This is a genomic window from Skermanella rosea, from assembly GCF_016806835.2.
In the GTDB taxonomy this organism is placed as follows: domain Bacteria; phylum Pseudomonadota; class Alphaproteobacteria; order Azospirillales; family Azospirillaceae; genus Skermanella; species Skermanella rosea.
In genome coordinates this window covers 5,391,017-5,411,047 of record NZ_CP086111.1, presented here as the reverse complement: position 1 = coordinate 5,411,047, position 20,031 = coordinate 5,391,017, and the positions used below count along the sequence as shown (strand labels likewise).

Sequence of the window (20,031 nt, the reverse complement as noted above, 5' to 3'; positions counted from 1 at the left end):
GGCCCCGGACGGCAAGCCGTCCTCACGGCCCCGCCACGGACTCCCACGGCAGCACCATGCGGCACAGCAGCCCGTCGGGGCGCCAGTCGAAGTCGACCTCCCCGTCGAGCTGCCCCGAGATCGTCCGGTCGATCAGGCTCATGCCGAACCCGCGCCTCGCCGCCGGGTCGGCCGGACGCCGGGCCGCCTTGTCGCCTGGGCGCCGGGTCGTCTCGGCCCAGTGGGCCACCAGCCGGCGGCCCGCCGGCGCGATCTCCAGCACGCAGTCGACCGCCAGGCTCCCGCCGGGGTCCGACAGCGCGCCGTATTTGGCGGCGTTGGTGGTCAGCTCGTGGAACACCATGGCCAGCGCCACCGCGCCCGCCGGGTTGAGCGCGATCGGCTGGAGCGCCAGGTGGATCGCGGTGCCGTTGGCCCGATAGGGTTCCAGCGTCTGGGCGACCAGATCGGGCAGGTAGGCCGCCTCCCAGTTCTGGTCGGTCAGCAGGCTGTGAGCCCGGGACAGCGCGCCGAGCCGGCCGGAGAAGGACTGGACGAAGTCCTCCGGGCTCGAACTCCGCCGCAGGGTCTGCGAGGCGATCGCCTGGACGATCGCCAGCGTGTTCTTGACCCGGTGGCTCAGTTCCGCCAGCAGGGTCTTCTGGTGCTCGTCGGCGCGGCGGCGGCGGGTCACGTCGCGCACGGTGCCGTCGATCCGCACCGCCTTCCGGACGCCGTCCGACTCGACGAACTGGCTGCGGCCGCGCGACGCGATCCAGCGGACCGAACCGTCCGGCCAGCGGACCCGGAACTCCAGGTCGAAGCGCCCGTCGCCCTCCGGGTCGCAGGCGCGCCGCAGCGCCTCCCTCACCGCCCTGCGGTGATCGGGGTCGATCAGCTCCAGCCTGGTGTTGATGCTGATCCGCGCGTCGGGCGCCAAGCCCAGCATGGTCTTGCAGCGCTCGGAGGCCTCCACCGTGCCGCTCCCCGGGTCGATCACCCAGGTGCCCAGGTCGGCGGCCTCCACCGCCAGCCTCAGCCGCAGCTCGCTTTCCAGCAGCCGGCGGCCGTCGTCGCTGGCCTGGGTCACGTCGGTGTTGATCGCGACCGCGCCCAGGATCGAATCGCCCAGCCGGATCGGCGCCGCCGCCGACCGGAGCACCAGGTCGCGACCGGTCCTGACGTTGCGGACCAGCACGTCCCGGACGGTGCGGTGCCCGGCCAAGGCCCGCAGGAAGGCCTGCTCCTCCGGGCGCAGCGGAACCCCGGTGCGGGCGTCGCGGACCTGGATCATCTCCGCCAGCTCCGGCACCGGGTGGTTCAGCTCCTCCAGGCTGTCCAGGCCCAGCATGTCCAGGGCGCGGCGGTTGCAGCGGGCGATGCCGGCCGAGGTCCCGACATAGACCGCGTCGGGTATGCTCTCGATCACCGCGTCCAGCTCGGCGGTCTGGCGCAGCAGTTCCGCCTCGATCGCCTTCCGTCCGGTCATGTCTACCAGGAATCCCAGCATGCGCAGCGGCTCGCCCCCGGCATCGAAGAAGAAGCGCCCGTCGTCCTGCATGGTCATCCAGCGTCCGTCCTTATGGCGGAACCGGTATTCCAGGTGGAACGACGTCCGGGTGGCGCGGACGCGGGCGATCTCCCGCTCGAAGGCGGGGCGGTCGTCGGGGTGGATCAGCTCGATGGTGTGGGCGAGGCCGCCCTCGGCCAGCTCCTCCGCGGTCCAGCCCAGCACCTCCTCGCAGCCGCCGCCCCAGGCCATCCCGTCGGTCCGCGCGTCCCAGTCGTAGAAGACGTGGCCGGCGGCCATCACCGTCGCCTCGTACCGGCTCCGCCAGTCGCCGGCCGCCTCCTCGGCCCGCAGGCGCGCCGCGGTTTCCGCCCGCAGACGCTCTTCCAGGTCCGCGATCCGCCGGGCGACGTCCTCGGGAAGATTGTCGAAAGTCGGCACTCAGATCTCCTGGCGGTATGCCGGTACGCCGACCCTTGTAGCCGCTACCGTCTCCATCGCAACCAAACTTATATGCAGCGGCCGCCGTCCACCTCCAGCGCCACTCCGGTGATGAACTCGGCCTCGTCCGACGCCAGGTAGAGCGCCGCGTTGGCGATGTCGTCGGGCCGGCTCATGCGGCCGAGCGGGATCGTCGCGGTGAACTGGCGCCGGCGCTCCGGCGTGTCCTCGCCCATGAAGTCCTGTATCATGCCGGTGTCCCCGATCACCGGGCACAGCGCGTTGACCCGGATCTTCAGCGGCGCCAGCTCCACCGCCATGGACTTGGTGGCGACGATCGCCGCCCCCTTGGAACTGTTGTACCAGGTCAGCCCCGGGCGCGGCCGCAGGCCGGCGGTCGACGCGGTGGTCAGGATCACGCCGCCGCCGCGCCGCTCCAGCACGGGGACCACGTGCCGGGCCGCCAGGAACAGGGCCTTGACGTTGACGGCGTAGATGCGGTCGAATTCGGCCTCGGTCACCTCCAGCATCGGCTTGTTGCGATGGGTATAGCCGGCGTTGTTGACCATGATGTCCAGCCCGCCGAACCGCTCCCCGGCGGCCTCGACCATGGCCTTGACCGCGCCGTCGTCGGTGACGTCGGCCTTGAAGAACATCGCGGCGCCTTCCCGCGCCGACGAGATCGAGTCGGCGACCCGGCGGCCCCGCTCCTCGTCCAGATCGTTGACCACGACGCCGGCCCCCTCGCGCGCGAAGGTCCGGGCGATGCCTTCGCCGAAGCCCGATCCGGCGCCGGTGACGATGGCGATTTTGTTGGCCAGGCGCATCATTCCTCCAATTTTTGTCTTTTGGTTCAAAGCCGTCGCTCTGCCCGGCGCGATCCTCCGCGCCGCGGCCGCCTAACCGTGGCAGGGATTGCCCATTCGTGCAATCCGTCTGCCGTACCACCGGAACGTTGCTCCGGTTCGACGAAATCGGGTAGGGTGCATTGTATCAATTTTGTTCCGAGCGACAGGAAGACCATCGTCATCGCCAAGGTTCTGCTGGTCGAAGACACTCCCTCCCTGGCCCGTGTCTACGCCGAATATCTGAAGAAGGCAGCATTCGCGGTCGAAACCGTGGAAACCGGTGCTGCCGCCCTGGACGCCCTGAGGGAAACCGTGCCCCAGGTCGTGCTTCTCGACCTCCAGCTGCCCGACATGAACGGCATGGAGATCCTGAAGCACGTCTCCGGCCAGCAGATCCCGACCGCGGTGGTCGTCATCACCGCGCACGCCTCCGTCAACCTCGCGGTGGAGGCGATGCGCTACGGCGCCTACGACTTCGTCGTCAAGCCGTTCACGGCCGACCGGCTGCTCGTCACCGTCCGCAACGCGGTCGAGCGGCTGCGCCTCGCCCAGATCGTCGACACCTTCACGGACGAACTCGGCCGGAGCAAGTTCCACGGCTTCATCGGCAGCTCGTTTCCGATGCAGGCGGTCTACCGGATCATCGACAGCGCGGCGGCCAGCCGGGCCACCGTGTTCATCACGGGCGAATCGGGGACCGGCAAGGAAGTCTGCGCGGAGGCCATCCACCGGCAGAGCCCGCGCCGCGACAAGCCGTTCGTCGCGATCAACTGCGGCGCCATCCCGAAGGAGCTGATGGAGAGCGAGATCTTCGGCCACGTGAAGGGCGCCTTCACCGGCGCCGTGGCGGAGCGGGAGGGGGCGGCCGCCCGGGCCGACGGCGGCACGCTGTTCCTGGACGAGATCTGCGAGATGGAGCTGGGGCTCCAGACCAAGCTGCTCCGCTTCATCCAGACCGGCACCTTCCAGAAGGTCGGCGGCACCCGGCTGGAGAAGGTGGACCTGCGCATCCTGTGCGCCACCAACCGCGACCCCCTGCGCGAGGTGGAGGAGAACCGCTTCCGGGAGGACCTCTACTACCGCCTGCACGTGATCCCGATCCACCTGCCGCCGCTGCGCGAGCGCGAGGACGACGTGCTGGACATCGCGCGCCGGTTCCTGATCGACTACGCGGCGGAGGAGGGCAAGAACTTCAGCCACTTCCATCCCGCCGTCGAGGAGGTGCTGCGGCACTACCAGTGGCCCGGCAACGTGCGGCAGCTCCAGAACGTGATCCGCAACGTCGTCGTGCTCCACGACGGCGCGGAGGTGACGGCGGCGATGCTGCCGCCGCCGCTGAACCAGCATTCGGCGCTCCAGCTCCAGTCCCCGCCCCGGTACGCGGCGCCGGCCGAGGAGGCCCCGGCGGCCCGGGCTTTTGGAGCGCAGGATCCCGGTACCCAGGTGCTGGAGCCGCAGGGCGGCCACGCCACCGCCCTGGCGGAGCCCCGGCCGATCCGACCCCTGTGGCTGGTCGAGAAGGAAGCGATCGAGGAAGCCATCGCCGCCTGCGACGGCAACATCCCCCGGGCGGCGGCCCTGCTCGGCATCAGCGCCTCTACAATCTACCGCAAGCGCATGGCGTGGGAAGCCGAAGGCCGGGCCTGACCGCATTCCGGCAGTCCAAACCCTTGTAATCACGGCTTCCGTCGCCGGCCCTCTCCTTGCGGACCATGCGTTGTCCGCGAGGTTACTCTCTCGTCAGCTCGATCCCAAATGCCGCCGCTACTAGTCGTCGGCAAATCCCAAGTCGTTCTCTTTAGACATAGGGGGAATCACTTTGGACCATAGCTGAACGAGCAAAAAGACATATCCGCGGACTCTGCGCTTGTGCGAAACAAATCAAGTCGGTAGCGTGATTTTCAAGTCATCTATGGTTCGGGTTTTCGCTGCGCCGCAATAAATGCCAGGAGCGGACTGCTCCACCATCGATCACGAAGTTGGGTTCCGGCCCGACACACGGCCTGCATCAACAAGGAATGCCGGCTGCACTAGCCTAAGACGACCAGGGAGTTACAGTCATGGCGACTGGCACGGTTAAATGGTTTAACGCTACCAAAGGTTACGGCTTCATCGCACCCGAGAATGGCGTGAAGGATGTTTTCGTCCACATCTCCGCTCTCGAACGCTCGGGCATCCGAGGCCTCAACGAAGGCCAGAAAGTCAGCTATGAACTGGCGCGCGGAAACAACGGCAAGGAAGCGGCGGTCAATATCAGCCTCCTGGATTGATCATCCCTCCCGGGCGACGAAGCGGTGCCGATCGTCCCCTTGAGACAACAAGAGATCGATCTCCAGACTTCGAAACGCGGGAGGAAGACGGCGGTCTTCCTCCCTTTTTCCATGCCGCGATGCCTGTCCGGGCGCTGCAACATGCTGAAGGGTTGCGTCACGCCGCCGACAGGTCCTTCTCCGGTTCCCTCGCCAGCCCCAGGGCCGCGACATGGGCCTGCATCCGCTGGAGATGCTCCAGGTCCAGCGGGAACTGGATGACGGTCCGGCCGTCTTCGGTCAGGGCCACCCGGGCCCGCAGCCCGCTGGCGATCCCATCGATGCCGATCGTGATCAGCTCTCCCGCAGCACCGCGCAACGCCGGCGTCACGACGGCGTGGGCGCTCGATATCTCATGCACCCGGCCCCGCCACGCGCCGGAGGCCAGGTCGGCTTCCGCGGCCCGGTCGATCCTGTAGGTCGTGAAGGTGTCGTCGTCGCTATTGGTGTTGCGCATGGCCTTCAGGAAGGTTTCCACTTCCCGGCTCAGGCTGGTCGACTCGTCCCTCAGGTCGGTGGCGAAACGGCTGACGCCCGCGGCGCTGGACCCCACGGTCACGGCCTGGCCCTTGATCCGCGCCACGCTCTCGGTGACCGTGCCGGAACTCCGGGCCACGAAGTCGATGTTGCGGACCATCTCGTTCAGGGTCGCATCCTGTTCCTGCACGGCCGACACGATTCCGGAGATGTAGCTGTTGACTTCGCTGATCAGGCTGGCGATCTCCGTGATCGCGCCGGCGGAAGAGGTCGAGACCTGCCGCACCCCGCTGATCCTGGCGCCGATCTCCTCGGTGGCCCGGGTCGTCTGGGTCGCCAGTTGCTTCACCTCCGCCGCGACCACCGCGAAGCCCTTGCCGGCGTCGCCGGCCCGGCTCGCCTCGATGGTGGCGTTCAGCGCCAGCAGGTTGGTCTGCTTCGAGATGTTCCGGATCAGCTCGACGACCTGCTCGATCTGCTCGGCCGTCTCCTGAAGCCGCCCGACCTCGTCGCGGGCGTTGTCGGCGGCGGCGACGGCCCTGTTCACCACGTCCGCCGACTTGGCGATCTGCCGGGCGATCTCCTGCGCGCTGACCAGCATCTCCTCCGAGGCGCTGGCCAGCGTGCCGGCGCTTTCCGAGGAATGGCTGGCCTCGCCGGCCACCTGGTCGGCCATGCCCAGGGTATCGCCGCTCTGGCGCGTCATGGTCGTCGCCTCGTCGACCATCGCCTTGGAGGACGAGCCGATCCTGTTGAACACGGCGCCGATGCTGGCCCCGAAGATGCCGACGAGCTGGCTCAGCTCCTCGCCCTGGCGCTGCCGCTTGGCCCGCTCCCGCCGCTGCACCTCTTCCAGGTCGCGCGCCTTCGCCATGTCGGCGCGGAACACCTTCATGGTCGCCGACATCTCGTGGACCTCGTCGCGGAAATAGGGCGTGACGATCTCGGTCTCCAGATTGCCGCCGGCCAGGTCCTTCATGGCGTTCGTCAGCTTGCCCACCGGCTTGGTGATGCTGCGCGCGATCAGGATCGACAGGGCCCCGGCCAGGATCAGGATGATGCCCGACAGGCTCGCGATCAGCATCGTCGCCCGCGCTTCGTCGTCCCGGGCGCGCCGGACCGCCTTGTCGGTCGATGCGGAGACATTCTCCATCAGGTCGATGATGGCATGGTCGAGCGCCTCCTGTTCCTTTTCCAGGTCCTCCGCGAGCCTCATCAGCGCGGTGACGGTCGTCGGCACGGTGCGGGTGCCGGACTCCCGGATGCGCTGCAGGATCGCCTCGGCGCCCTTCTCGTAGCGCGCGTGGCGTTCCTCGATCTGCCTGACCTGCTCCTCGAGATCCCCCATGTCGGTCCCGTCCGAAGCCGCCCGCGCCTCCCCGACCATCCGTTCGAGCCGGACGATCTCCTCGTCCATCTGGCGCGACAGCCGGCCGAACTCGGCGGCGACCTGGTCCAGCCGGTTCTCCGCGACGCTGATCTCGCCCTCCCGCAGCATCCGTTCGAACAGCACGGCCTGTTCCAGCTGGTGGGTGGTGATCTGGCGCAGCAGGGCGCTGATCGGCATGCTGCGGTCGGCGACCTGGGTCAGCTCGTGGCCGATCCGGACCATGCTGGTGAAGCTGATCGCCGCGACGAGGCACAGGAAGGCCAGCGACATGGCGGTCAGGACATAGATGCGGGAACCGATCTTCAGGCTGCGGAAAAAGTTGGGCATGATGGTGCTCGTTCAGGCGGGAGAGGAAAGGGTTTCGCGGACCGCCGTCAGCAGGTCCTCGCGGGAGAAGGGCTTTTCCAGGGTGCGGTCCGCCTTCGCGGAGGCCACCAGGAGAGCCTGCCGGGCGGTCACGCCGCCGGCTCCCCCGGACACTGCCAGGATCGGCAGGGCCGGCTTGGCCGCCTTGGCCTCGATGATCACCGAGGTGCCGTCCTTCCTGGGCATGACGATGTCGCAGATGACCATGTCGTAGGCGTTGGCCCTGACCTTGGCCAAGCCCTCTTCGCCGTCGCCCGCCGTGTCGATCCGGTGGCCGGCGATGGTCAGGACCACGCCGAGGGCGTCCCGCACCCCCGGCATGTCCTCGATCAGCAGTATGTGTGCCATGGAATGTTCCTATGCTTCGTGGATCGTTGGAAGATGGATCGAGAAGGTGCTGCCGCCGGGAGCCTGGCTGCTGGCGGTGATGGTTCCGCCGGCCTCGCGGACGATCGACTGGCTGACCGCCAGCCCCAGTCCCGTCCCCTCGTCGCGCGGCTTGGTCGTGAAGAAGGTCTCGAAAAGTTCGCCCAGGTGCCGTTCCTCGACGCCGCATCCGGTATCCACGATATCGATCCGCAGATAGTCGCCGGGGAGGAGGCCGAGCCCCTCCGCCTCGCCGGGCGGCAGGCTGCGGCGGATCCAGCGGATCGTCAGGTCCCCGCGCCCCTGCATGGCGTCGACGGCGTTGGTGACGAGGTTTCCGATCACCTGGAGGAGATGCCGGACCGTTATCGCCACCGAGCCCGGTGTGCCGCCGGGCGGGATTCCGACGGTCCGCAGCCGGACCGTGTCGGGCACGATCCCTTCCACGAACCGCATCGTCTCGGCGGCCAGCACCGTCGCGGCGACGGCTTCCGCGCGCCGATGGGACGGATTGCGGGCGACGCCCAGGACGTCGGTGGTCAGTTGGAGGGCGATGTCCAGGTTGGTCCGAAGCGTGGCCAGGGACCGGCGGATGTCGTCCGGGCGCAAGCTCTCCCAATCCTCCAGGATCTCCGCCATCAGGCGGATCGGCTGGAGGGCGTTCTTGATCTCGTGGCTGATCCCAGCGGTCAGGCGGCCCAGGGCCGCCAGCTTCTCCCGCTCGTGGTCCAGCCGAAGCCGCTGGTGGAGCGGGGTGACGTTCGACTGGATGCCCATGTAGGCGATGGGCGTGCCCGAGGCGTCCGGCACCGGGGCCAGGTAGAGATGGTTGACGAAGGTGCTTCCGTCCTTGCGGTAATTGATCAGGTTCACCTGGACGGTCTCGCGCGCCGCGATGCCGTCGCGGATCCGCGACAGCGCGGAAGCTTCGGTCAGCGGTCCCTGGAGGAATCTGCAGTTCCGACCGACCACCTCGTCCCGGCCGTATCCCGTCAGGTCCAGGAAGGCCTGGTTGGCGTAGAGCAGGGGCATGTCGCCCCTGAGGGAGCTGACGGTGTGGGCTAGCTCGCTGACGTCAAGCGCCCGGACCAGCATTTCAGGACTGAGCTTCATTTTTCTTTACGTTTCTTTAAGAAGAACTCTCGTTCCACTTAAAAGGAGGGTTGGCTTCGCCTTTGGGAAAGGCAAAGAAGTCTTCACTCGTTTGATGATAGCTTTTGAAAACCGGATGACGTTCAGTGCAAAGGGCCAGATCCGGTAGGCTTTTCAGAAATATTTGTTATAAATATATATGATGTTCGATGGGCCGCCCGCCGGGTGTACCCTTGCCCTTCAGGTGCGCGCGACCATGCCCAGGCAGTCATAGGCGCGCGCCGTCGCCTCGAGCAGGGCGGGAACCTCGGCGCTGATCCGCTGCACCGTCGCCCCGTCGCCGGCTTGGCAGGCGCGCTCGATCGCTCGCACCGCGTCTGCGAGCCGGACGGCGCCGAAGGTGCCGGCGGAGCTCTTCAGCGTATGGGCCTCCCGCGCCACCACCGGCAGCGCGTCGCCGGCGGCGCCGTCGACGATGCGCTGCACGCGCCCCCGGGCTTCCGACAGGAAGGCGTCGATCAGGTCCGGCAGGATGGTTTCGTCGAGGTCGTGCTTGAGCTGGTCGAGCACGCCGGTGTCGAGCAACTCGGATGCGGCGGCACCGCCCGCGCCCGGGGATGCCGCCTCCGCGCTGGCTGCCGGCGCCGCCGGGACGGGGGCGGGCAGCCAGCGGGCGATCGTGTCGAGCAGATGGACCCGCTCGATCGGCTTCGGCACGTAATCGTTCATCCCGGCATCGAGGAACCGTTCGCGGTCGCCGACCATGGCGTTGGCCGTCATCGCGATGATCGGGATGTCTCCGACTGGAGCGGGCAGGGCGCGGATCGCCCGGGTCGCGGCGATGCCGTCCATCTCCGGCATGGCGATGTCCATCAGGACGAGCCGGTAGGGCGTCCGGCGGACCGCGGCGACCGCCTCCAGCCCGTTGACCGCCAGGTCGACCCGGTATCCGGCGACCTTCAGCAGCGTGCCGGCGACCAGCTGGTTGGTGACGCTGTCCTCGACCAGCAGCAGCCGCGGCGCATCCGCCGGCAGGGTATCGCCCCCGGCCGCCGCCCCGTCGCCGGCCGGTTCTTCCGGCGCGGCGGCCTGCGGCCGGGCCAGTTCCATCACCGGTTCGCCGCGCAGAGCCGCCAGCAGCGATGCCTGGCGCGCCGGCTTGCGGACCGCGGCCGAGAAGCCGGCCGCTTCCAGCGCCGGCCAGGGGGTCCCCTGGCCGGTTCCCTGGCTTGGCCGGCCAATGCCGGACAGCAGGATCAGGCGTCCGAGGCCGGCGTCGCGCAGACGGCGCGCCAGCGTGGCGACCGGCAGGTCGGAGGTGGCGTCGTCGACCAGGGCGGTATCGAACGCGGCACCGCCCCGGGGCCGCCTGCTCCCGGGCGACGCGATCACTTCCAGGGCGGCGCGTCCGCTGGCGACCCCGTGGACCGCGGCCCCCCAGTCGGCGAGCTGCCGGGTCAGCACCTCGCGGCTGACGCCGTTTCCTTCGACCAGAAGGATGCGTTTCCCGGCCAGCGACGAGGCGGCCTCGGCCGGTCCGGCGCCGTCCGGGCGGCGCGCCAGGGACACGGTGAACCAGAAACGGCTGCCGACCCCGGCGGCGCTGTCGAACCCGATGGCACCGCCCATCAGGCCGACCAGCCGCTTGGCGATGGCGAGCTGGAGCCCGCTTCCGCCGTGGCGGCCGGGCGCTCCCGTCCCGCCCAGCCCGAAACCGTCGAACACATGGGGCTGCGCCGCGTCGGGGATGCCGATCCCGGTATCCGCGACCTCGAAGCGCACCGTCACGGACTCGGCGGCGCTCGCCGGGGCGGTGACGGTCAGCGAGACGCCGCCCTGCTCGGTGAACTTCACGGCGTTTCCCGCGAGGATCGCCAGCACCTGCCGAAGCCGCTTCGGATCGCCCCTCAGGGCCGACGGCACGCCGGCCGGGACGCCGGCGACGAGGTCGATGCCCTTCGCGGCGGCCTGCCCCGCCAGCGTATCGACCAGCCCCTCCACCAGCTCGACCAGGTCGAATCCCTCGTCCTGGATGCGGAGCCGGCCGTCCTCCAGCCGGGCCAGGTCGATGATGTCGGTCAGGGTCGCCATCTGGTTCTCGACCAGTTCCCGGACCGCCACGGCCTGGGCGCGCTGGGCCTCGGTCAGGCGGCTTTCCGCCAGGACGCCGATCGTGCCGAGGACGCCGTTGAGCGCGGGGCGCACCTCGCGGCCGATCGCGGCCAGATAGTCCGACCGGGTGCGGCTCTCCCGCTCGGCCTTCGCCAGGGTGGCGCGCAGCCGGTCCTCCGCGTCCTGCCGCACGGTGACGTCGCGCAGCGTCAGGGCGGCGGCGGGCCGGTCCTGCCAGGCCACGCGGCGCCGCGACGCCTCGCACAGGAACCGGCCGCCATCCCGGCGCAGGAGCCGGATCCCGCGATCGGGCGTCGGGCCGTCCGGACCTTCCAACGCCAGGGCGTCGCGCAGCCCCGCCCAGTCCTCGGGCGCCGCCAGCCGGTCCGCCGGGCATCCGATCAGCTCGCCCACGGTCATCCCGAACAGCGCCGCCGCCGCCTCGTTGGCGTCGATCACGGTGGCGCCGTCGTGGATCAGCACCCCTTCCGTCGTGGCGGCGGAAAGGCGCCGGAACCGCTCCTCCCGGTCGGCGAGATCCCGGCCGGCACGCCGCGCCGCGGTCACGTCGGCATAGCGGACCAGCCGGCCCCCGTCGGACATCGGCGCCGATGTCACCTCCAGCACATGGCCGTCCGGGCGGACATGGTCCCGGCGCAGCGTCTCGCGGACGCCCGCCATGCCGACCGCGCCGGGAGGAATGCCGGACAGCGCCGCCTCGCCCCGCCCGTCCAGGAAGGCGGCGAACTCCGCGAGGGGTCGGCCCGCCGCGGGCAGGTCCGGCGGCAGGTCGAGAAGCTCGACCAGCCGGGCGTTCCACCCGATCAGCCGCGACTCCGGGCTCCACAGGCAGATCCCCTCGGGCAAGGCGTTCAGGACGGCGTCGAGCAGCCGGGTGCGGCGGGCCAGCTCTGCCTGCCGGCGGCGTCCCTCGGTCACGTCGGTGCTGACGGCCACGCGGTAACCGCCCTCGATCCGCCGCCCGTCGACCCGCAGCCACCGCCCGTCCGGCATCGGGCGCCCGTCCTCCTCCAGGCCTTCGGGCGGATCTTCCGCGGATCCCTCCGCCGGCGGGGCTCGGGTGGCCGATCCGGGGGCCGTCGTCCTCGATGCCGGCGAATTCAGCTCGCGGAAGCGCTGGTTGGATATCACCAGCCGGTCGGCCCGGTCGAAGATCGCGAAGCCTTCGGGCAGCGACTCGATCGCGTCGACCAGGACCTGGCGGGCATGGTCGGTCCGCCGCTCCGCCGCCCGCGCCACGCGCACCCTCCGATCGCCGGCGGCCATCCCGGCCATGACCAGCCCGATCAGGGCGGCGGCGCAGGCCGCCTTCAGCGCGATCATGCCGATGCCGCCGTCCGACGGCAGCAGCGTGCCGCCCGCGGCCAGCGCCACGACGGCGGCGAACTGGGCCATGGACCGTCTGGTCGGCCTGAAGCGCGGGTCTTGCTCGGCAGGTCTGGTCATGAACCGTCGGATCGTATTGCCACCGGAGTGCCGGCCGCATCAGCCTAACGGGTCACCGCATCCGGGACAATCCCGTTGCCTGTCCCGGCCCCCGCCCCATCCCCCGGTTGCGGGCCAGCACGCCGTGGCGCGGCGCGAACAGGATGGCGGCGGCCAGCAGGACGCCGGCCAGGGTGGCGATCATCCCGGCGGCGTTCAGCGCGTCGGCCGGGCCGCCGGCGAGCAGCGACGGGCCGAAGGCGCCCAGCAGGTAGCCGCCCGCCCCGGTCAGGCCGCCGATCGCGACGCTCAGCCAGAGCTGGACCGGGAGCCGGTCGGTCAGCAGGCGCGCCGTCGCCGCCGGGCAGATCAGCATCGCGACCACCAGGATCGAGCCGACCGCCTCGAACGAGGCGATGGCGGCGACGGCGACCAGCACGACGACCCCGTAATGGAACAGCCCGGCGGGTATGCCCAGCGTCGTCGCCAGCGCCGGGTCGAACGAGGTCAGCGCCAGTTCCTTGCGGAAGGCGACGACGCAGGCGACGCACAGCGCCGTCACCAGGGCCAGCGTCACCACTTGGCGCGGCAGGTCGGCCCAGACCGCCGGGTCCGCCAGGTCGGCCCAGCCCTGCGGCGCCAGCCACAGGATCCCCTCGAGCTGGCCGTAGAGCACGCAGTCGGCGTCCAGGTCGACCGCGCGGGCGGCACCCTGCTCGATCAGCACCACGCCGCCCGCGAACATCACGGTGAACACGACGCCCATGGCGGCCCCGGCGTCCAGCCGGCCCAGCCTGCGCACCGACTCGATCAGCACGCCCGCGACGACCGCCGCCGCCAGCGCCCCGCCGATCACGCCCAGGCCGAAGCGCGAGCCGGTCAGCAGGAAACCGCCGACGATGCCGGGCAGGATGGCATGGCTGATCGCATCGCCCAGCAGGCTCTGCCGCCGAAGCACCAGGAAATTGCCGACCAGCGCGCAGCTGACGCAGGCAAGGACCGCAGCGGTCATGGCCGGCAGGTCGATCTGAAGGAATTCCTGCGTCGTGATCATCGCGCCGTCTCCGCCGGAAGCCCTTCCAGCTCCCGCACCAGGTCGCGGGGCAGCACCCGGTCGATCGGGTCGATGCCCCAGTTGGCCTGTCCCGGGATAAGGGTCGGGTAGCGCATCAGGAAGCGTTCCCACAGGCGGCGGTTCCGCTCGGCCGCGTGCGCCGCCGCAAGCCCCCGCTCGGTCAGGTCTTCGCCGCGCAGCCAGCCGCGAAGCCGCAGCCACGGCCGCATCGCCGGGGAAGGCGGGGCGCCGGCCAGCCGCCCGGCCAGGGCCGCCTGCTCGGCATAGGCGAGGCGCAGTCGGCCCTGCCGCCACGCCGTCGCGACCACGCCGCGCGCCGGGGCGAACAGGAAGCTCGCCACGAACAGGGCGCCGGCCACCAGCACGATCACGGCGCCCGCCGGCAGGCGCGGCACCAGCGCCGACAGGCTGGCGCCGATCCAGCCGCTGGCGCCCCCCAGCGCGGCCGCCACGACGACCATGACCCCCAGCCGCTCGGTCCAGAAGCGGGCCGCGGCCGGCGGCACGATCAGCAGGGCGATGATCAGGATCAGCCCGGCGGTCTGCAGGCCGATCACCGTGACCAGCGTGGTCAGGCCCATCAGGGTCAGGTCGATCCGCCGGGTCGGCCAGCCCTGGCCGGCGGCGAAGTCCGGATCGAAGCAGAGCAGCCTGAACTCCTTGAACAGCAGGGCTGACGCCGCCACCGCCGCCAGCGCCAGCGCGGCGATCGCCGCCGCCTCGGTCCGGTTCATGGCGGCGGTCTGGCCCAGGATGAAGGTCTTCAGCCCCGCCTGGTTGCCGGTCGGCAGGGTCTGGATATGGCTCAGCAGCACGACCCCGACGCCGAAGAAGACGCTCAGCACGGCGCCGATCGCGGCATCCTCCGGCAGCCTCGTGTAGCGGGAGATCGCCTGGATCGCCAGCACGCCCAGCGCCCCGCTGAACAGCGCGCCGGCCAGCAGCACCGGCAGGCTGCGCCCCTCCAGCCCGAGCCAGGTCGCGGCCAGGAAGGCCAGGGCGATGCCCGGCAGCGTCGCGTGGCTGAGCGCGTCGCTGACCAGGGCGCGCTTGCGCAGCAGCATGAAGCTTCCGATGACGCCGGCCGCCACCCCCAGGCAGGCCGTGCCGGCGACCACCACGGCCGAGTTGAAGCCGGCCTGGAGGGTCAGCGTCGCGATCACGTCGGCGGGGTTCATGTCAGGCCGCCCCCGTCCGCACCGGCAGCACCGCGCCCGCCCCGATCCCGGGTCCGACTCCCGGCCCGTTCCCGGGGATGTCGGCCGGCCCGAGCCGCCCGCCGTAGGTCTGGCGCAGCATCTCGGCGGTCAGCGTCGTCGCGACCGGGCCGGCCCCGATCACGCGGGTGTTCATCAGCAGGACATGGTCGAAATAATCGGCGACGGTCTGCAGGTCGTGGTGGACGCAGATCACCGTGCGCCCGGCGGCGTCGAGGTCGCGCAGCACCTGGATCACCGCCCGCTCGGTCGCGGCATCGACGCCCGCGAACGGCTCGTCCATGAAATAGACCTTCGCCTCCTGGGCCAGCGCGCGGGCCAGGAACACCCGCTGCTGCTGGCCGCCGGAGAGCTGGCCGATCTGGCGGTCGGCGAAGTCGGCCATGCCGACCCGGTCCAGGCAGGCCCGCGCCGCCTCGCGGTGGGCGCGCCCGACCGGCCGGCACCAGCCGATCATGGCGTAGCGGCCCATGGCGACGACGTCCAGGGCGGAGGCCGGGAAGTCCCAGTCCACGCTTTCGCGCTGCGGTACGTAGCCGATCAGCGCGCGGCGCCGCCCGACCGGCCCGCCATGGACCCGCACGGTGCCCGACACCGCCGGGACCAGCCCCAGGCAGGCCTTGATGAAGGTGGATTTGCCGGCGCCGTTGGGGCCGACGATCGCGATCAGGCCGCGGGACGGGGCGGTATAGTCGACCGACCACAGCACGGGCTTCCTGTTGTAGGCGACGGTCAGGCCGCGGACCTCCAGCGGGGAGGCGGCGAACGGCCCGTCGCCCTTGGCGGCTCGGAACGGGAACAGCATGGCTCTCACCGTTCCAGCGCCGCGAGACGGCCCTCGAACCCGCCGGCCGGCGGGGTTCCCCCCAGCGCGCGGGCGATGGTCGTCACGTTGTGGTCGATCATGCCGACATAGGTCCCTTCATAGGTGCCGGGCGCGCCCATCGCGTCCGAATACAGCGCGCCGCCGATCACGACTTGGTGGCCGCGGGCGGCGGCGCCGTCGATCAGCGCCCGGATGTTGCGCTCGGACACGCTGGTCTCGACGAAGACGGCGGCGATCCGGCGGGTGACCAGCAGATCCACCAGGTCCTCGATCTCGCGCAGGCCTGCCTCCGACTCCGTGCTGATGCCCTGGATGCCGCGCACCTCCAGCCCGTAGGCCCGGCCCAGGTAGTTGAAGGCGTCGTGGGCGGTGACCAGGACGCGGGCCTGCTCCGGGATGCCTCCCAGCACCGACCGGGCATAGGCGTCCAGCCGCTCGAACCGCCGTGACAGGTCGGCCGCGTTGGCGCGGTAGATGTCCGCGCCCTCGGGGTCGAACGCCGCCAGGGCTTCGCGCACCGAGTTGAGCGCATGGGTCCACAGGGCCACGTCCATCCAGACATGCGGGTCCGGGTTGCCGTCGAACCCTTCGGGCGTCAGCAGCCGGTCGGCCGGGACAGCCTCGGCGACGGCCTGGACCGGCTTGCCGGACCCGGCGACGCGGGTCAGCGCGTCGATGATCTTCCCCTCCAGGTGCAGGCCGCTGTAGAACACGATGTCGGCCCCGGCGATCCGCGCCACGTCGGACCGGGTCAGCTTGTAGGTGTGCGGATCGACCCCTTCGCCCATCAGGCTGGAAACCTCGGCCCGCCCGCCCGCGACCTCGCGCACCAGGTCGGCCACCTGAGACGTGGTCGCGACGGCGGCGAAGGGCTGGCCGGCGGCGCGGGCGGTTCCGGGCGAAGTGATCGGGTATAGGGCGAGGCACAGAATCGCCAGCACGAACAACCGTCTGGAAACCAGGGCCATCACTGTATGCCTCCACCGTAATTCGATATTGAACAGGTGTTCATATTGACAGGTCCCGTGATTTATTTGCTCTTGTGAAGTGCTTGAAAGGGAATATGCCCTGGCTTCTCGAATTTTCAAGTATACCTCTGAAGCTTCTTTGTGAGGGAACCAGCTCGATGATTGTCTTGTTCACCGATTTCGGGTTGTCCGGGCCCTATACTGGACAGATGAAGGCGGTGCTGGCGGGCCGCGCGCCGGGGGTGCCGGTGATCGACCTGTTCGCGGACGCGCCCGCGTTCCAACCCTATCCCTGCGCCTACCTGCTTGCCGCCTATTGCGTCGCCGTGCCGCAGGGCGGCGTGCTGCTCGGCGTCGTCGATCCCGGCGTCGGGACCGACCGCCTGCCCTTGGCCGTGCGGGCCGACGGCCGCTGGTATGTCGGGCCGGACAACGGCCTGTTCGAACTGGTGATGCGCCGCGCCGCCTCGGTGGAGGCCTGGGCGATCGACTGGCGGCCGGACCGCCTGTCGGCCAGCTTCCACGGCCGCGACCTGTTCGCCCCAGTGGCCGCCCGCTTGGCGCTGGGCGGCCCGGTCCCCGGGACACCGGTCCCGGTGGAGCGGGTCCGCCGCCCCGGCTGGCCCGACGACCTGGGGCAGGTCGTCTACATCGACGTCTACGGCAACGCCATGACCGGCCTGCGCGCCTCGACGCTTCCCGCCGACGCCGTGCTGACGGTCGCCGACCGGCCTGTCTTGCCCGCCCGGACGTTCGGCGCGGTGCCGCCCGGCGAAGCCTTCTGGTACGGGAACTCCAACGGCCTCGCCGAGATCGCCATCAACCAGGGCCGGGCGGATACGGTGTTGGGATTAAGTATCGGCGATCCGGTAAGCTGGTCGCCCGGTCAAGCCTGAAAGACTTGGCCACAGATGAACGCAGATGGGCGCAGATGGTTTTTTCGGACCTATCTGTGTCCATCTGCGTTCATCTGCGGTTAAACAATACGAATCAGTCCGACCGCATCGCGCAGACCGCCAGATACGGCCTGAAATGGTCCAGCCCCGGCGTCGGCAGCCCCGGAACCTTGGCCTTGTCGTCCCAGCGGCGCACCAGCACCGCGTCGGGACCGAAGCGGCCCAGGATGAAGCGGGCGGCCTGGTCCTCGCTCAGGGGTCCCCCCTGGAGCCTCAGGCTCTGCTTCGAGGCGGGCGACAGGGCGGCGGCGTAGGCCGGCTCGACCGCGCACAGGTAGCGCTTGGCCGCGACGTGCAGCCTCACCGGCGCGCAGACGTCCTCGGGGAAGCGATCGGCCAGCCAGCGGGCGCCGATCGCCTCGTGCCGGGCGTCCAGCTCCTCGTCGGCGACCCCTTCGCCCAGCCCGTGGAGCAGGTGGCCGATATCGTGCAGCAGCGATGCCACGACCAGGTGGGGCGGGGCGCCGAACTGCTCGGCCAGCGCCGCGGTCTGGAGCGCGTGCTCGGTCTGGCTGACCGCCTCGCCGAAATAGGCCTGGTCGCCGGAGGCGCGGAAAAGCTCGAAGATTTCGGATACGGTGTCGGTCATGGCCTCGATCACGGAACAGCCCCCAGGGCGAGGCGGCGCTCGATGTCCTCGATCACGGGTATCAGCTGCCCGATCCCGTCGATCACATAATGGGCGCCGCCCGCGCGCAACCGATCATACGCGGCGGTCCGCCTGACCTTCAACTCGTCTTCCGACAGCGCCGTCAATTCCTCGACCGCCAGCCCCATCTCGTTTCCGGTCAGGGCCACCGCGACGGTCCACATGCCGGCGTTCAGCCCTTCCTCGATGCCGGGCAGGGTATCGTCCACCTTGACGCAGGCGGCGGCCGGCCAGACGTTCAGCTCGACCATGTTCTGGTAGCACATCAGCGGCGTCGGCCGCCCGGCGGCGAGGTCGCCGGCGCAGACCACGCAGTCCGGCTCGTAGCCGTTGGCCGCGGCCGCCGGGATCAGCACGTCCATGATCGGCCGGGAATAGCCGGTGGTCGAGCCGATCTTCACGCCGCGGGCGCGCAGGTCGGCGATCGTGGTGCGGGCGCCCGGAACCAGCGCCGCGTGGTCGGCGACCACCTCGACGTTCATGGGCAGGAAGCGGGCGTAGAGGTCGTCCACGTCGCCATCGGACATCGGCCGGCCATGGACGTCCTGCCAGCGCTTCGCCACCTCCGGCAGCGCGCCGATCGCCTTGATGTGGTCCCACTTGGGCAGTCCCATGGGAACGCGCGCCTCCGCGACCGAGATCGTGACGCCGACCGTCCCGAAGGCCGCCACGAACACGCCCATCGGCGCCCGGCTGCCGAAATCCACCACGGTGCCGGCCCAGTCCAGGATGACCGCGCGGACCGGTCCGTCATAGGATTTGGCAAAGGGATTGGTCGTCATGCCGTCGTATCTCCTTGGCCCCGCCCAGGCCTCACCTTGGCCGGAGCGCCGGGCATCTTGGGCGCCGCACTTTGCGCCAGGGATAGGCGAAAGAAAAGCGGCTAAATCGACGCGAAACCGGTGGCAAGATTTCGCCCCGCATCATGGGACGGTAACGCGAAGCCGTCGGGTTTCGCTCCAACGGCCACGACCATTTGGATATGGCCTGTCGGCTCCGCGCCGCGACGCCGGGTATCGCCCTGTGTGCGCCTGGCGAGCGTCACCGGGTCGTTCGGTCAATCCCGGGCGAGGTGGCCTCCGGCGGGAGGTGAACGATGGATGTAAGTATAAACGTCAGTCTCCGTCCCTGCCCACCAATAGCGGCAATAACCGTAAGCATCGTTTAGAGCATCAGCGAAGCCGCGGGATTCCAGCATCAGCTCTCAAGTTGTCTGGCCTCAAAAATTTTGTCCTTGCAATCCCTGAACTCAAAAACAACTGGCAGGTCGTACCGTAGCGTTGGAATTTAAAATGATGATCAGAACAGCTCTCTTTGCGACTGCTGCTGCTATTACCATGGCGTCATTCGCGGCAAGTGCCCAAGCACAGACGAACCTCCGGACGCCCCAGTCTGGCCAGGATTATTTCGAGGCTGATGCCGGATTCTATATCCGAGGCAGTCTTGGCTATTCCTGGTCTGCGAACGACGACATCGATTATTCGCCCCTGTGGGGCCTCGGCGTCGGCTACCGTTTCGACCCCAACTTCCGGGCCGACATCACCGTGGACTGGCGCGACCGCTACGTCGTCGAGGGGAGCAGCTTCAGCAGCTTCGATGCCGGGGTCGACAACCGGAGCTTCATGCTCAACGCCTATTACGACTTCGACCAGATCCCGATCGTCCAGCTGCCGGGCGGGTTCAAGCCCTATCTGGGCGCCGGCGTCGGCTTCAGCCGGACCAGCGTCAACGACCAGGTCATCCCAGGCGTGGGCGGCACCGCCGCCAGCATCAGCGGCTCGGACCGGACCCGGTTCTCCTGGCAGGGAATGGCCGGCGTAGGATACCAGATGACGGAGGAATTCGCGGTCGACCTGGGCTACCGCTATGCCCAGCTCGGCAAGGTCAGGGCCAGCTCGACGACGGAAACGACAGGCTCGATCGACGAGGACCTGAACGTCCACGAGCTCGTGCTGACCGCGCGCTACGGCTTCTGACCGGGGGCTCCCGACGGGAACGGGCGGG

General features: G+C 69.7%; 16 protein-coding genes. 4 read left to right on the top strand and 12 right to left on the bottom strand.

Annotated features, from left to right (window positions below):
- Positions 1–22: 22 nt before the first annotated feature.
- Both JL101_RS25180 and JL101_RS25175 read right to left on the bottom strand, forming a co-directional pair.
- Entirely contained in the window at positions 23–1,930 is a 1,908-nt protein-coding gene (locus JL101_RS25180) for a PAS domain-containing protein (RefSeq protein ID WP_203099801.1), read from the bottom strand.
- Between the two features lie 68 nt (positions 1,931–1,998).
- Positions 1,999–2,760, bottom strand: coding sequence for an SDR family oxidoreductase (locus tag JL101_RS25175; RefSeq protein WP_323374688.1), 762 nt, complete (start codon positions 2,758–2,760; stop codon positions 1,999–2,001).
- Positions 2,761–2,913: 153 nt separating this feature from the next.
- Between JL101_RS25175 and JL101_RS25170 the strand changes: the two genes are divergently transcribed.
- Positions 2,914–4,425 (top strand): sigma-54-dependent transcriptional regulator, encoded by a 1,512-nt coding sequence (locus JL101_RS25170; RefSeq protein ID WP_228435151.1) that lies wholly within the window; start codon positions 2,914–2,916, stop codon positions 4,423–4,425.
- Positions 4,426–4,838: 413 nt separating this feature from the next.
- Positions 4,839–5,048 (top strand): cold-shock protein, encoded by a 210-nt coding sequence (locus tag JL101_RS25165; RefSeq protein ID WP_158047568.1) that lies wholly within the window; start codon positions 4,839–4,841, stop codon positions 5,046–5,048.
- A 157-nt stretch (positions 5,049–5,205) separates the two neighbouring features.
- On the opposite strand, the gene JL101_RS25160 is transcribed toward JL101_RS25165, so the two are convergent.
- The 8 genes from JL101_RS25160 to JL101_RS25120 all read right to left on the bottom strand — a co-directional run bounded on the left by JL101_RS25160 (position 5,206) and on the right by JL101_RS25120 (position 16,422).
- Complete coding sequence (locus JL101_RS25160) at positions 5,206–7,281, bottom strand: methyl-accepting chemotaxis protein (RefSeq protein ID WP_203099799.1); 2,076 nt, start codon at positions 7,279–7,281, stop codon at positions 5,206–5,208.
- A gap of 12 nt (positions 7,282–7,293) precedes the next feature.
- Entirely contained in the window at positions 7,294–7,668 is a 375-nt protein-coding gene (locus tag JL101_RS25155; protein WP_203099798.1) for a response regulator, read from the bottom strand.
- 9 nt (positions 7,669–7,677) lie between these two features.
- Positions 7,678–8,799 carry a two-component system sensor histidine kinase NtrB gene (locus tag JL101_RS25150; RefSeq protein WP_203099796.1) on the bottom strand — a complete coding sequence of 374 codons (1,122 nt, stop codon included), beginning with the start codon at positions 8,797–8,799 and terminating at the stop codon, positions 7,678–7,680.
- Positions 8,800–9,018: 219 nt separating this feature from the next.
- The gene (locus JL101_RS36590; protein WP_203099793.1) at positions 9,019–12,357 is read right to left on the bottom strand and encodes a PAS-domain containing protein; all 3,339 of its coding nucleotides are present in this window, start codon (positions 12,355–12,357) and stop codon (positions 9,019–9,021) included.
- A gap of 52 nt (positions 12,358–12,409) precedes the next feature.
- Positions 12,410–13,390 carry a metal ABC transporter permease gene (locus tag JL101_RS25135; RefSeq protein WP_203099791.1) on the bottom strand — a complete coding sequence of 327 codons (981 nt, stop codon included), beginning with the start codon at positions 13,388–13,390 and terminating at the stop codon, positions 12,410–12,412.
- The gene (locus JL101_RS25130) at positions 13,387–14,589 is read right to left on the bottom strand and encodes a metal ABC transporter permease (RefSeq protein ID WP_203099789.1); all 1,203 of its coding nucleotides are present in this window, start codon (positions 14,587–14,589) and stop codon (positions 13,387–13,389) included. Before JL101_RS25130 ends, JL101_RS25135 begins: the two co-directional genes overlap by 4 nt.
- 1 nt (position 14,590) lies before the next feature.
- Positions 14,591–15,433, bottom strand: a complete 843-nt coding sequence (locus JL101_RS25125; RefSeq protein ID WP_203099787.1) for a metal ABC transporter ATP-binding protein — start codon at positions 15,431–15,433, stop codon at positions 14,591–14,593.
- Positions 15,434–15,438: 5 nt separating this feature from the next.
- The gene (locus JL101_RS25120) at positions 15,439–16,422 is read right to left on the bottom strand and encodes a metal ABC transporter solute-binding protein, Zn/Mn family (protein WP_203099785.1); all 984 of its coding nucleotides are present in this window, start codon (positions 16,420–16,422) and stop codon (positions 15,439–15,441) included.
- A gap of 158 nt (positions 16,423–16,580) precedes the next feature.
- Here JL101_RS25120 and JL101_RS25115 point away from each other — a divergent pair, with 158 nt between their 5' ends.
- Positions 16,581–17,318: an SAM hydrolase/SAM-dependent halogenase family protein gene (locus tag JL101_RS25115; protein ID WP_203099783.1), complete on the top strand. Its 738-nt coding sequence runs from the start codon at positions 16,581–16,583 to the stop codon at positions 17,316–17,318.
- A 94-nt stretch (positions 17,319–17,412) separates the two neighbouring features.
- On the opposite strand, the gene JL101_RS25110 is transcribed toward JL101_RS25115, so the two are convergent.
- Both JL101_RS25110 and phnX read right to left on the bottom strand, forming a co-directional pair.
- Positions 17,413–17,967: a phosphonate degradation HD-domain oxygenase gene (locus tag JL101_RS25110; protein WP_203099781.1), complete on the bottom strand. Its 555-nt coding sequence runs from the start codon at positions 17,965–17,967 to the stop codon at positions 17,413–17,415.
- An 8-nt stretch (positions 17,968–17,975) separates the two neighbouring features.
- On the bottom strand, positions 17,976–18,809 hold the full coding sequence (gene phnX, locus JL101_RS25105; protein WP_203099779.1) for a phosphonoacetaldehyde hydrolase: 834 nt from the start codon (positions 18,807–18,809) through the stop codon (positions 17,976–17,978).
- Between the two features lie 555 nt (positions 18,810–19,364).
- On the opposite strand from phnX, the gene JL101_RS25100 reads away from it, so the two are divergent.
- A complete protein-coding gene (locus JL101_RS25100) occupies positions 19,365–20,003 on the top strand; it encodes an outer membrane protein (protein WP_203099777.1) in 639 nt (212 codons plus the stop codon).
- Positions 20,004–20,031: the final 28 nt, after the last annotated feature.